Raw genomic sequence first — 13,104 nt, 5'->3', positions numbered from 1 at the left:
CGATGCCGATCTTGTCGGCGATGGTGCGCATGGCGTCCACGGCGCGGTTGACCGCCTCGCCGCTGGCCTCAGCGTCCTTGGCCGACTGGCGCGAGATCTTCTCGGTCTGGGCGGCGTTGTCGGCGTTCTGTTTGATGTTGGCGGCCATCTGCTCCATCGAAGAGGAGACCTGTTCCGCCGCCGCCGCCTGTTCTGTGGCGCCCTGGCTCATCTGTTCGGACGTCGAAGACAGTTCCTGGCTGCCGGACGACACATTGTCGGCGGCCGACAGGGCGTCGGACACCACGCCGCGCAGCCGTTCGATCATGGTGTTCAGATTGCCCAGCATGTCGCCGATCTCATCGCGGGTGGTGACGGCGACCGTCCTGGTCAGATCCCCCTCGGCCACGGCGCGGACCGCCTCATTGGCGCGATGCAGACCCCGCTTGATGATGAAGGACACCAGGGTGCAGCCGCCCAGGGCCACCAGAACCGCCGCCACGGCGGTGATGATCAGGCCGGTTCGGGCGTTTTCGAAGACGGTTGTGGTGGCCGCCTCGGCCTCCTTCATCTTCTCCCTGTCGATTTCAACGATGCGGTGGGTGGACTTCTCCAGTTCGGCCGCCAAGGTCCGGGCCTCGTTCAGCATCAGGGCGCCGGCGCCGGCCTTGTCGTTCGCCAGGGCCAGACGATGAACCTCGTTGCTGATCAGCTTGTACTGGGCCCAGGTGTCGGCCAGCTTGGTCCAATCGCCCTTGGCCTCGGGCGAGGCGGCGGCGAGGGCCTGGTTCAGCTGATCTTCAAGGCGTCCTGCAGCCTGTTTCGCCTCTTCCGAAAAGGTCCGAACCTGTGCGGGGTCGGTCGCCAGCACCATGCCGCGTTCGCGCCGCACCACGCCGCCGAACTCGGCGTCCACACTCTGGGCGCGGCTCAGCTGCGCCGCCGGCCCCTCGATCAGTTCGGTGATGGATTGGTTTAACGTCCCCAGCCGGCTGATCGACAGGGCGACGATGCCGACGAGGGCCAGGATCAACAGGCCGAAGGTTACGGCCAGCTTGGCCTTTATGGTGAAACGCATGATCTCTCTCCGCAATGGCCGGTTAGGGGTGGGCGAGGGACGCGACCGGCCATGGGGCGTCCTGAAAATTGAAGAAGGGGCGAAGTGCGGTCAGGTCAGACCTCGCCGGGGGCGCGCAACGCCCCCTCTTGGTCGAAATAGTAACAGTCATCTCAGTCCCCTTCCGCAGCCTTAGCCACACAACCAGAAGCATCATTAGCTTGCATGGTTAAACCGGCTTCAACCCTGGGTTAGGGGGTTGTACTTAGCGCAGCAACTATACTGAAAACCGCGCAAAGAGGCTGGGCCGCGCCCTGATCGTGCAAGGCTAACCATGCAGCCCTGAGTGTTCGCCATAGACCCAGGTAGCGGACGGACGGCCTTCGGCGGCGCCGACCGCCTCGCTCCTAGAGCCTGATCCGTTGAGGAGGAACCGCTACGCGGTTCCGCTGAAACGGTGAATCAGGCTCCAGATTAAAGCGAGAGCATGATTCACGCTTCTGTCGGAACCGCTATGCGGTTCCGTCCGAAACGATCATGCTCTTGCCGAGCGAAAGATACCGTCGGACCAAAGACCGCAAACGTCAATAAGTCTGCGTCTGATTCTCATCAGTAATCCGATCATCGACCAAGGTCGTAATCCATTGCACAGAGACGCAAGGCATCTATTCTCAATGGTGACCAGGACTCGACCATCGAGAAGCGGGCCGGCGTCGAAGGAGGAGGAAAGCTGTTGGAAGATTCGCTGGCGAGCAGCGTCTTTGTCGGCGCGCCGATGGCGATCGTGGCCGTCGATCGGACCGGCCGTGTCCGCAACCATAATCCGGCGGCTCAACAGCTGTTCGGCGCCGTTTTGGACGATCCGTCCCTGAGCATCGACGCCCTGTTTGAAGGCTTTAATCTGGACGACGTCGCCACCCCCGAGGCGGCCCAGGCCTTCAATGGCCGCCGCGATCCGTCGGGCCAGGCCCCCATCTGGCAAGCGCGTCGCGCCGACGGCGAAGACGCCTTCGTCGAGATCCAGGCCACCCGCTTCACCCACAAGACCTGCGACTGCGCCACCCTGTTCATTCAGGACGTGTCCGCCCGGGTCGCCGCCGAGACCGCCGTCCAGGATCTGCGGCTTCAGATCATGTACAATTGGCGGCTGAACTCGCTGGGCGAAGTGGCCTCGATGGCGGCCCATGATCTGAGCCAACCCCTGTCCGCCGCCGCGAACTTTCTGGAGGCGGCCCGGCGGATGGCGGAGGCCCGGCCGGAGGCTGCGGACGACCTCCCTCAGGCGCTGATCGCCGCCAAGGGCCAGATCGACCGGGCGACAGCCATCATTCGCCGCCTGCGCCAGATGATGCGTCACGAATCCGGTCCTCGGGTTCGGGAAAATGTGTCGGAGGTGGTCAAGGAAATCCTGCCGATCCTCAGGATGCACGCAGGGGGGACGAGGGCGGACATACAGGTGCGGCTGGACCCGGCGGATACGGCCTGGTGCGACCGCGTGCAGATTCAGCAGGTCCTGATCAATCTGATCCGCAATGCGCTCGACGCCCCGGAGAACGGCAAGCGCCGCCGCATTGAGATTGCGGGCGGCCCGGTCGACGGCGGCTACCAGCTGTCGGTCGCCGACAACGGCCCCGGCGTCGCCCCTGACATGGCCGGCAAATTGTTCGAGCCCCTGGCCAGCAGCAAGCCCGGCGGCATGGGCCTGGGTTTGTCGATCTGCCGCACCCTGGTGGAGGCCCACGGCGGAACCCTGGCCCTGACGCCCAGCCCCTTGGGTGGGGCGGCCTTCGCCTTCAACCTGGCCGACGAGACCTTGACCGAAGCGCCCCGCCCCGCCGAATCGAACCGGAGCGACGACTTGCTCCTGCTGAGGCGCGCCTCCAGCGGCGGGGCCGCGGTGGTCAGCCGGGCGCCGATCGGCCCGGGCGCCGTCTTTTCCCGCCTGAGTTAGGACCGCCCCCAACCGGAAAGCGGCGCGCGTCGGTTGAGAACCTCAGCCGACGAAATGGGCGTGGAAGCCGGCCGGTCCCAACACCCACAGGTCGTAGCGTCCGCCGTCGGCCGACAGGTCCCAGGCGCCCGTCAACCGTCCGCCCGCCCCCACCGTGTAGCGCCGGGGCAGCCGATCCAGGTGCAACCGGTCATAGACATGGAAGACCGCGGCCAGATCCCCCTGCGACACGAAGGTGAGTTCCGCGCGCGCCGCCGCCGCATCGACGTCGCAATGGGCCTGAAGCCGATAGCGATGCGGGCGCATGGGCCTCTGGCCCGGCTCCTGCACCGGGCGCGCCGGCCGGACCGGAGCGGTCGGCGACGGCTGTTCGGGAATGGCGGCCGCCCGCGCGCGGACCTCTGCGGTCTCGGGCAGGCGATCGACGAAAGGCGTCTGGTTCGGCGTGGCGAAGTCGAAGGCGGTCGTCAGGTCGCTGCACACCGCCCGTCGCCAGGGCGAAATGTTCGGCTCCATCACCCCGAAGCGACGCTCCAGGAACCGGATCACCGAGGTGTGGTCGGCCACCTCCGAATGGACGAAACCGCCGCGCGACCAGGGCGACAGCACATACATGGGCACCCGCGGCCCCAGGCCGTAGGGCCGCCCCCGGAACTGGGCCTCGTCCCCGTCGGCGCCGGGCGCCGGCAGGCGGTGGTATTCCCCCTCGGTCGAGACGGTGGAGGCGCCGGCGAAACCGCCGGGCGCATCGGCGTCGGGCGACGGCGGGGCGGGCGGCGGGACGTGGTCGAAGAAGCCGTCGTTCTCATCGAAATTGATGAACAGCACCGTCCGCGCCCAGACGGCGGGATCGGCGGTCAGGGCGTCGATGACGCGAGACATATAGTCCGCCCCCTGGGCCGGGCTGGACGGGCCGGGATGTTCGGACCCCTCGGCCGTGCCGATGATCCACGACACCTGCGGCAGCCGACCGGCCAGGACGTCGGCCTTCAGCTGATCCAGATCGCGGGTGGACAGGGCCCGTTCCTTCAGCGCCGGGTCCGAACCCGGCTCGCCACGCCAGGCGCGGCGATAGGCCATGAAGTTCTGGACCGGGTTGTCGCCGAAATTGTCGGCCAGATTCTGATAGTGGCGCCAGTCGATCCCCGCCGCCTGAAGCCGCTCGGCATAGGTGGTCCAGTCATAGCGGGGCTGGTCGGCGTCGGGCTTGTTCAGATCGTCGTCGACATTGTCGATGACCGGGCCGCCGGCGCGGCCGTGCGGGTCGTTCGTCCCGCTGAACAGGAACAGGCGGTTGGTGTTGGTCCCCGTCTGGACCGAGCAGTGATAGGCGTCGCACAGGGTGAAGGCCTCAGCCATGGCGTATTGGAACGGGATGTCCTCGCGCCGATAATAGCCCAGGGCGCGCTGGGTCTTGGCCTCGGGCCAATGGGCCATACGCCCCTGGTCCCAGGCCGCCTGGGCGTCGGGCCAGTGGTGGGGCGTCCCCTCCATCCGCATCAGGTCGAAGTCGGCGGTCGTCGCCAGGTGGAAGGGACCGACCTCGGCCGGGGGCTGGACCGTGCGGTCCACCTGGGTCCAGACGTCGCGCGGGGCGCCGTCGGCGCCGGGTGCGACGGGAATGGGATGGGGATCGCCAAAGCCCCGCACCCCGGCCAGGGCGCCGAAATAGTGGTCGAAGCTGCGGTTCTCCTGCATCAGGATCACCACATGGGCCACGTCCTCGATCGTGCCCTTGCGAACGTCGGCGGGAATGGACAGGGCCCGCGCCAATGAGGCCGGAAGCCCCGCCGCCAAGACCGCGCCCAAGCCGCCTGCAAGGCCGCCCGCCAGAAGAGATCGCCGATCGACAGACATCAGATGTTTCCGAACAAGGCCCGCGCCGATCTTATGACCGGCGCGGGCGACAGGTTTGCGACGATGAGGGCGAACGCCTCAGTGACGCCAGGTCAGGCCCAGACCCAGCATGCGCGGGGCGGTCTGATAGCCGATGGTGTAGCGTTCCGACTTGCCGCGCGTGGCCCAGTATCCGGCCTCGCCCGTCAGGTTTTCGCCATAGGCGCTGAGCACCAGCTGGTCGGTCAGCTGGAAGCGGGCGCCGAAGTCCAGCGTCGCCTGGGGCTGGATGTATTCATCCAGCGCATTGGCGCGCAGGGTGGCGATGTAGCGGCCGCGATAGCTGTAGCCCAGGTCGGCGTCGAAGCGGTCGCGCTTGTAGCTCAGGCCGACGTTGCCCAGGACCTTGGGCGCATTCGGCAGCCCCACCTCGACGCCTTCGCGCCAGGCGATGCCGGGATCGGCCTTGCTGGGCTGGTAGGTGTAGTTGGCCCAGGCCGAGAAGCCGGCGATCAGGTCGCGGCGCCCCGCAAGCTCGACGCCCCAGATGGTGGCGTCCTTGCCGTTGGCCGAGGTGGTGATCGGCACGCCGTCGGCGCCGACCATCACCTGCGATCCGGCCGACTGATAGATGAAGTTGTCGATCTCCTTGCGGAACAGGCCGGCGGACAGGAAGCCCTGGTCGCCGGCGTACTGGACGCCCAGATCGAAGTTCAGCGCCTCAGCCGGCTTCAGATCGGGGTTGCCCTTGGAGATCGAGACGATCCGCGGACCGTTGGACTCGATGTTGATCCCCTTGGAGATGTCCGTGAAGTTGGGACGGGCGAAGGAGGTCCAGACGGCGGCGCGCACGGTCCAGTCCGCGTTCGGACGCCAGTCGACGTGCAGGCTGGGCAGGACCTGGGTGTAGCTGGCCTCGGTCGTGCCGGTGGCGCCGCCGAACTCGCGCGTGACCACGCCGGTGACGGCGTCCTCGGTCGTGACCAGGGCCTCGTTGTGGATGTCGGTCCGCTCCACCCGCGCCCCGGCCGTGGCCGACCAGGCGCCCCGTTCCAGCACCGCCATGGCGTAGCCGCTGTAGCTGGTCTCGCGGCCCGAGGAGTCGTTCAGGTTCCAGGGGTATTCGTCGTCCGTCACGCGCGGCGCGGCTTGCAGCACGGCCAGGACGCGGTTCATCTCCAGGATCGTGCCGAAGCGCGTCAGGCCGCGATAGTGGTCGTCGTCGAAATGATCGATCGCGCCCGCGATCAGGTCGCTGTGGTCCGACAGGGGCGAGCCGCCAGCCAGACCCGGAATGTCGCGCGTGCCGCTGTCGACGTCCTGCTGCTGATCATAATCCCGTTGCGACCGGCGGAAGCGGAAGCCGCCCTTGACGGTCTTCAGCACGCCCTTGTCTTCCGGAGACCAGGCCAGATTGACGGCGGCGTAGGCCTGAGAGTCTTCGGAGATCCGGCGATACAGTTCGGCGTAGTCGAACTTCAGATTGGCCGGGTTCAGCATGGCCGAGGACTGGGCCTCGCTCATCACCCAGGTCGGGTGTTTGCTGTCCGAAGCGTCGAAGCCGATCGGGGTGCTGTAGATCGGCAGGCTGCCGTCCGTGACATATTCCATATACCACTGGTTCGGCGTCTCGGTCCGGCCGTAGGTATAGGCGATGTCGTAGTCCAGCTCGAAGGCGCTGCGGACGTGGCGGCCGCCCAGGTTCAGCACGCCCAAGCGGTTGTCCTCCTGCTTCACCTCGGCGCCCATCAGGGACGAGAAGCTGTTGATGGCGCCCTTGTCGTCCTGACCTGTCTTGACGTCGATATAGTCGTGCAGCTGATCGTTCTTCCACTGGGAGTACAGGCCGCGCAGGTGCAGTTCGTCATCCGACGTCGGGCGGTATTCCAGGGTGAAGTTGCCGCCGGTGCGGTCGATGTCGTTCACGAACCGGTCCAGGCCGTGCGAGACCAGACGCAGGGGGGTGTCTTCCGACAGGACGGTGTCGCTATCCGGCAGGACGCCGTTCGGACGCCAGCTGGTGTTGTAGCTGATGTTCTCGTTGCGCTCGCCCGTAATGGTCCGTTCGGTATGGAAGACCACGCCGTAAAGGCCCAGGGTCCGGTCGGAATCGAGGAAGGTCGAGAAGGCGCCGGTCAGGTCGGTCGCCGTCTTGTCCGCGATGTTTTCCCGGCTGGCGCGGACCGAAAGGCTGGCCATGCCGTCGCCGAAGTCGAAGGGGCTGGGCAGGCGGAAGTCGATGGTGCCGCCGACCGCGTCGCCGTCCAGATCCGGGGTCACGCTCTTGACCACCCGCACCGTGTCCAGGCCGTCGGGCGGCAGCAGGTCCAGGGCCACGGCGCGGTTGTCGCGGCCCGAGGTCGCCAGGCGCACGCCGTTCATCGTGTAGACGTTCAGGGCGCTGTCCAGGCCGCGAATGCTGACGTAGCGGGCGTCGCCCGTGCCGCGGTCGTTGACGGTGCTGACGCCCGGCAGACGCTTCAGCGCCGCCGCCACGCTGGTGGACGGGATGGTCAGCAGCTCATCGGCGGAGATGACTTCCGAAACGATGTCGGCCTGGCGCTGCTCGGTCTCGGCGCGGCGGGTGGCGCTGCGCGAACCGGTCACGATGATGTCGGCGAGGTTGGCGGCGTCCGCCGTCCCGCCTTGCGCCGGCGCGGTTTGAGCCAAGGCGGCGGCGGGCAGGATCGCTGCGAGCGCTGCGCCGCACAGCAGGGCGCGCGCGCAAAAGCGCGTGTTTGAAAGAACCATGATGACATCCCCTGACGGTTGGACGGCGCTGAGCCGTCTTCGAACGATCTACGCCGGACCTGTGACATCGATGTGAACTATTGTGGCATTTTGTGTTTTTGTGTGGATTTTGACGAAGACAGGCGCCACATGTCACACGAGTTGCATGACCCAAGGCACGGCGTTGAATCAGTCCGCACGGCTCGAAGCCCTATTGTCCGCCCTGGCCGATCAGGGCGCCTGTTCGATCGCCGATCTGGCGACGGCCTTTGATGTGTCCGAGGAGACGATCCGCCGCGACATCCGACGGCTGGAGCAGGAAGGGGCGGTGCGAAAGGTGCACGGCGGCGTCCGCCTGCCTGATCGCCGCGCCGAGGCGCCGTGGCGGCAGAGACTGAACATCAACGCCGAGGCCAAGAAGCGGATCGCGGCCCGCGCGGCCGAGTTGGTCGAACCAGGCATGACCCTGCTGCTGGATTCCAGCACCACCGTCTTCTGGCTGGCGCGCCGGATCGCCTCCGTGCGCGATCTGACGGTCGTGACCAACAGTCTGGAGACGGCGGGAGAGCTGGCGGCCCTGTCGGACGCCCGGATCTTCCTGGCGGGCGGGGCGGTCAACCCCGCCTATCGGGCCAGTTTCGATGCGGACGCCGCCGCCTACGCCAACCGGTTCGTGCCGGACCTGGCCTTCTTCTCCATCGTCGCCATCGACGCCGCGCACGGCTTTCTCGATCACGAGCCGGAAGAGGCGGCCTATGCCCGGGCGGTGCTGCCCAATGCGCGCAAGGCGGTCTGTCTGACGGACGCCTCCAAATTCGGGGCGGCGGGCCGCGCCCAGGCGGCGGACTGGTCCCAGGTGGCCATGATCATCACGGACCAGCCGCCCCCCGCCGCCGTCGCGGCGGCGGCGCGCGACGGCGGGGTCGAGGTGCGGATCGCCTGATCCGCGCCGGCCGATCAGTCGATCGACATGACGATCCGGCCCTCGATCTGGCCCCTGTGCATCCGGGTGAAGATGTCGTTGATGTTGTCCAGGGGCTCCACGGCGATGGTGGACTTGACCTTGCCCTGGGCGGCGAAGTCCAGCGCCTCCTGAAGGTCCAGCCGGGTGCCGACGATCGAGCCGCGCACCGTCGTGCCGTTCAGCACCATGTCGAAGATCGACAGCGGGAAGTCTCCGGGCGGCAGGCCGTTCAGGGCGACCGTGGCTCCGCGCGCCGTCATGCCCAGGGCCTGTTCGAAGGCCTTGGGCGAGACGGCGGTGACCAGCACCCCCTGGGCGCCGCCGTCAGTCTGACGCTTGATCTCGGCGGCGGGGTCGTCAGAGGTCTTGGCGTTGACCGTCACCGAGGCGCCCAGACGCCGCGCCAGATCCAGCTTGGCGTCGTCGATATCGACGGCCGCGACGTTCATCCCCATGGCCTTGGCGTATTGCACCGCCAGATGGCCCAGGCCGCCGACGCCCGAGATCACCACCCAGTCGCCGGGCTTGGTCTCCGTCACCTTCAGCCCCTTATAGACGGTGACGCCGGCGCACAGGATCGGCGCGATCTCTTCAAAGCCGATGTTATCGGGCAGATGGCCGACGAAGTTCGGGTCCGCCACCACATATTCGGCGAATCCGCCGTTCACCGAATAGCCGGTGTTCTGCTGCTCGTGGCACAGGGTCTCCCACCCGCCGAGGCAGTGTTTGCAATGGCCGCAGGCGGAATAGAGCCAGGGCACCCCGACGCGGTCGCCCTCCTTGACGTGTTTCACGCCGGCGCCGACGCCCGAGACGTAGCCGACGCCTTCGTGGCCCGGAATGAAGGGCGGATTGGGCTTGACCGGCCAGTCGCCCTCGGCGGCGTGCAGATCGGTGTGGCAGACGCCGCTGGCGACGACCTTCACCTGGATCATGCCGGGTCCGGGGGTGGGGATCGGCGCATCCTCGATCACCAGGGGCTTGCCGAATTCGCGCACGACGGCGGCCTTCATGGTTTTGGCCATGGTTCATCCTCGATCAGAAGGGGGAACGGGCGGACCGGAAGCAGGACACCGGCCCGCCCGCCTGGGAGCCGCTCTCCGGACAGACGGATCAGAGAGCGATCGGAGGATGGCCGATCCGGAGCCGGCCATCCTTGATGCAGATCAGAAGAAGCCCAGCTTGTTCGGGCTGTAGCTGACCAGAAGGTTCTTGGTCTGCTGATAGTGATCCAGCATCATCCGGTGGTTTTCACGGCCGATGCCCGACTTCTTGTAGCCGCCGAAGGCCGCGTGGGCCGGATACTGGTGATAGCAGTTGGTCCAGACCCGCCCGGCCTGGATGGCGCGGCCAGCGCGATAGGCGGTGTTCATGTCGCGCGACCACACCCCGGCGCCCAGGCCGTATTCGGTGTCGTTGGCGATCTCCATCGCCTCTTCGAAGGTCTTGAAGGTGGTCACGGCCAGGACGGGACCGAAGATTTCCTCCTGGAAGATCCGCATGTCGTTCGTGCCTTTGAACACCGTCGGCTTGACGTAGTAGCCGCCGGCCAGATCGTCCTGAAGCTGGGCCTGGTCGCCCCCGGTCAGGACCTGGGCGCCCTCTTCGCGGCCGATCTTCAGATAGCTCAGGATCTTCTTCAGCTGCTGGTCCGAGGCCTGGGCGCCGATCATGGTCGCGGGGTCCAGCGGGTCGCCCTGGACGATGGCCTCGACCCGGGCGATGGCCTTCTCGATGAAGGCCTCATAGATGTCTTCTTGGATCAGGGCGCGGCTGGGGCAGGTGCAGACCTCGCCCTGGTTCAGGGCGAACATCGCAAAGCCTTCCAGCGCCTTGTCCAGGAAGGCGTCGTCGGCGTCCATCACGTCCTTGAAGAAGATGTTCGGCGACTTGCCGCCCAGCTCCAGCGTCACCGGAATGATGTTCCGGGTCGCATATTCCATGATCTTCTGGCCGACGGCCGTCGAGCCGGTGAAGGCGATCTTGGCGATGCGCGGATTGGTGGCCAGGGGCTCGCCCACCTCGGCGCCCGTGCCGGAGACGATGTTCAGCACGCCGGCGGGCAAGAGGTCCTGGATCAGTTCGACGACCACCAGGATCGAGGCCGGGGTCTGTTCCGCCGGCTTCATGACGATGCAGTTGCCCGCCGCCAGGGCCGGGGCGATCTTCCAGGCGGCCATCAGGATCGGGAAGTTCCACGGGATGATCTGACCGACCACGCCCAGCGGCTCATGGAAGTGATAGGCGACCGTATCGTGGTCCAGTTCCGAGATCCCGCCTTCCTGGGCGCGGATGCAGCCGGCGAAATAGCGGAAGTGGTCGATCGCCAGCGGAATGTCGGCGGCCAGAGTCTCGCGCACCGGCTTGCCGTTGTCCCAGGTTTCGGCCTCGGCCACGGCCTGGAGGTTGGCTTCGATCCGGTCGGCGATCTTGTTCAGGATCACGGCGCGTTCGGCGACGCTGGTCTTGCCCCAGGCGTCCTTCGCCGCGTGGGCGGCGTCCAGGGCCAGCTCGACGTCGGCCGCGTCCGAGCGTGCGACCTCGCACAGGACGCGGCCGTTCACCGGGGAGGTGTTCTCGAAATACCGGCCGTTGACGGGGGCGACCCAGCGGCCGCCGATGAAGTTGTCATAGCGCGTCTTGAACTTGGGCGTCGCGGCGCGGGCGAATTCGGGCTTGGTCACGAGTGCGTCTCCTTGCGGTTTCCTCGGGCGCCGATTGTCCGGCGTCGTTTGAGGCAAACTCGGTCCGCAAGGCCCGCCGCGCCAGAAGCCCGGTTCATGATGCGGCGCAAACCTGTCGCAGATTTGCGACAGATTACAGGAGGCTGTTACTGGGCGTCGTTCAGACCCAGCCGGTGCAGCTTGCGGTGCAGGGTGGCGCGGCTGATGCCCAACAGGCGGGCGGCGGCCGAGACATTGCCTCCGCTGCGCGCCAGGGCCCGGCGCACCGCGCCCCGTTCCGCCTCCAACAGGTCCGCCTCGGCCGCGCCGGGCGTCAGAAGGTCCGAGGCCGGCAGCTGGGCGGCGATCCGTTCGTCGGTGATCGACAGGGACAGGCGCGCCGCCCGCGTCGCCCCGATCACCAGATCGTCGCGATCCACGGCCAGCAGGGCCGCCGCATTCCGTTCGCCCGCGCTTCCGGCCAGGACGATGCGGGCGTCGCAGAAGGTCTGACGGAAGGCCTGGGCCTCGATCGACCGGGCGGCGTCGGCCACGGCGGCCGAGATCAGACCCAGTATGGCCTCGGTCGCATCCGCCCGGCAGGACGAGACGTCCAGCGCCCCGGCCAGCCGGCCGAAGGGGTCGTGGATCGGATGGGTGACGCAGCTCAGGCCGGTGTTGCGGGCGTGGAAATGCTGGTCGCGGTGAATGATGACGGGACGGTGTTCGGCCAGGGCCGTGCCGATGCCGTTGGTGCCCTCATGCGCCTCGGACCAGACCGCGCCCGGCCACAGGCCCCAACGATGAAAGGTCTCGTCGTCCGCCGCCGCCCCGCGCCGCTCCACCGGCACCCCTTCGGCGTTGGTCAGCAGGACGCAGCAGCCGACCCCGCCGACCGCCAGAAACAGCCGGTCCAGAACCCCTTCGGCCGCGCGGGTCATCGGCTCCATCGCCTGACGGGCGTCCTGCAGCGCCTGTTCGGAGATCGTCTCCACCGCGCCGGCCCGCACCGGATCGAGGCCGTAGAGGGTCATGGACCGACGCCAGGACGCCGCCAGGGCGGAGCGCGCGCCGGCGCCCTCGTCCAGCGCCTGCTGGATCAGGCTGGCGTGATCGGTCTGGGACCGCAGGCTCATGGGCGACCTCCGAAAGATCGGCAGTCCGCAGATCAGACGCCTGCAAAGCCTCCGCGTCAATCCGACCTTGGTCCCCCTCCCCGCCTCGCGGCCCGGTCAGCTTCAGGTTGGAAAGACGACATTGGGAACCGCCTGCTGATCCCCGGCCTTGTCTCCGCATCGCAGGAGACCCGAATGTCCATCATCGACAAGGCCTTGGCCGCCGTAACCCCCCAACCCGGCGAAGAGGCCCGCGCCGAAGCCACAGCCCAGGCGCGCGCGGCCGCCGCGCCCGGCGACTGGCTGTCGCTGGTTCTGGACCATCACGACGAGATCCGCGCCGCCTTCGCCCGCGGACGCCAGGTGAAGTCGGCGGCCGACCGCCAGGCGGCCCTCAAGGCCCTGGCCCTGGTGCTGAACGGCCATTCGATCGCCGAGGAGCTGGTCCTCTACCCCGCCCTGGGACAGGCCGGCGAGAAGATGCACGCCGCCCACGCCTATCTGGAACAGACCACCGCCAAGGCGCAGATGGCCGAGCTGGAGAACATCGCCCCTTCCAACACCGCCTGGCTGGACAAGTGGGAGCATATCGAAGGCGCCGTCCTGACCCATATGTACGAGGAGGAGAAGGGCTGGTTCATCACCCTGAAGCAGAAGGGCGAGGATCAGGCGCGGCTGACCGACCGCTATAGCGAGGAATATGAACGCTACACCGGCGCCTCGGCGCGTCAGGCCGCCTGATCCGATGAGCGACCGCGACCACAGCCGCGATTCGGCCGCCTCGGGTCTGGCCCAGGGCGGGCTGGGCG

General features: G+C 67.4%; 9 protein-coding genes. 3 read left to right on the top strand and 6 right to left on the bottom strand.

Going from position 1 to position 13,104, the window contains the following annotated elements:
- The coding region (locus AC07XS_RS15130) for a HAMP domain-containing methyl-accepting chemotaxis protein (protein ID WP_182715096.1) at nt 1–1,057 on the bottom strand (1,057 nt) is incomplete at its 3' end.
- Between the two features lie 712 nt (nt 1,058–1,769).
- Between AC07XS_RS15130 and AC07XS_RS15125 the strand changes: the two genes are divergently transcribed.
- The gene (locus AC07XS_RS15125; RefSeq protein WP_227976049.1) at nt 1,770–2,987 is read left to right on the top strand and encodes a sensor histidine kinase; all 1,218 of its coding nucleotides are present in this window, start codon (nt 1,770–1,772) and stop codon (nt 2,985–2,987) included.
- 42 nt (nt 2,988–3,029) lie between these two features.
- On the opposite strand, the gene AC07XS_RS15120 is transcribed toward AC07XS_RS15125, so the two are convergent.
- Nucleotides 3,030–4,844 carry a phosphocholine-specific phospholipase C gene (locus AC07XS_RS15120; RefSeq protein ID WP_054764831.1) on the bottom strand — a complete coding sequence of 605 codons (1,815 nt, stop codon included), beginning with the start codon at nt 4,842–4,844 and terminating at the stop codon, nt 3,030–3,032.
- A 78-nt stretch (nt 4,845–4,922) separates the two neighbouring features.
- On the bottom strand, nt 4,923–7,574 hold the full coding sequence (locus AC07XS_RS15115; protein ID WP_182715097.1) for a TonB-dependent receptor: 2,652 nt from the start codon (nt 7,572–7,574) through the stop codon (nt 4,923–4,925).
- A 145-nt stretch (nt 7,575–7,719) separates the two neighbouring features.
- Between AC07XS_RS15115 and AC07XS_RS15110 the strand changes: the two genes are divergently transcribed.
- Entirely contained in the window at nt 7,720–8,496 is a 777-nt protein-coding gene (locus AC07XS_RS15110) for a DeoR/GlpR family DNA-binding transcription regulator (RefSeq protein ID WP_182715098.1), read from the top strand.
- A gap of 14 nt (nt 8,497–8,510) precedes the next feature.
- On the opposite strand, the gene adhP is transcribed toward AC07XS_RS15110, so the two are convergent.
- The 3 genes from adhP to AC07XS_RS15095 all read right to left on the bottom strand — a co-directional run bounded on the left by adhP (nt 8,511) and on the right by AC07XS_RS15095 (nt 12,316).
- A complete protein-coding gene (adhP, locus tag AC07XS_RS15105; RefSeq protein ID WP_182715099.1) occupies nt 8,511–9,542 on the bottom strand; it encodes an alcohol dehydrogenase AdhP in 1,032 nt (343 codons plus the stop codon).
- A 141-nt stretch (nt 9,543–9,683) separates the two neighbouring features.
- Nucleotides 9,684–11,201: an acetaldehyde dehydrogenase ExaC gene (gene exaC / locus AC07XS_RS15100; protein WP_182715100.1), complete on the bottom strand. Its 1,518-nt coding sequence runs from the start codon at nt 11,199–11,201 to the stop codon at nt 9,684–9,686.
- Between the two features lie 146 nt (nt 11,202–11,347).
- Complete coding sequence (locus AC07XS_RS15095) at nt 11,348–12,316, bottom strand: GAF domain-containing protein (RefSeq protein ID WP_182715101.1); 969 nt, start codon at nt 12,314–12,316, stop codon at nt 11,348–11,350.
- Between the two features lie 174 nt (nt 12,317–12,490).
- Here AC07XS_RS15095 and AC07XS_RS15090 point away from each other — a divergent pair, with 174 nt between their 5' ends.
- The gene (locus tag AC07XS_RS15090; protein WP_182715102.1) at nt 12,491–13,036 is read left to right on the top strand and encodes a hemerythrin domain-containing protein; all 546 of its coding nucleotides are present in this window, start codon (nt 12,491–12,493) and stop codon (nt 13,034–13,036) included.
- Nucleotides 13,037–13,104 lie beyond the last annotated feature (68 nt).

The organism is Brevundimonas sp. GW456-12-10-14-LB3 (genome assembly GCF_059424365.1).
The sequence above is the reverse complement of the archived record's forward strand: the minus strand, read 5'-3'. Positions and strand labels throughout refer to the sequence as shown.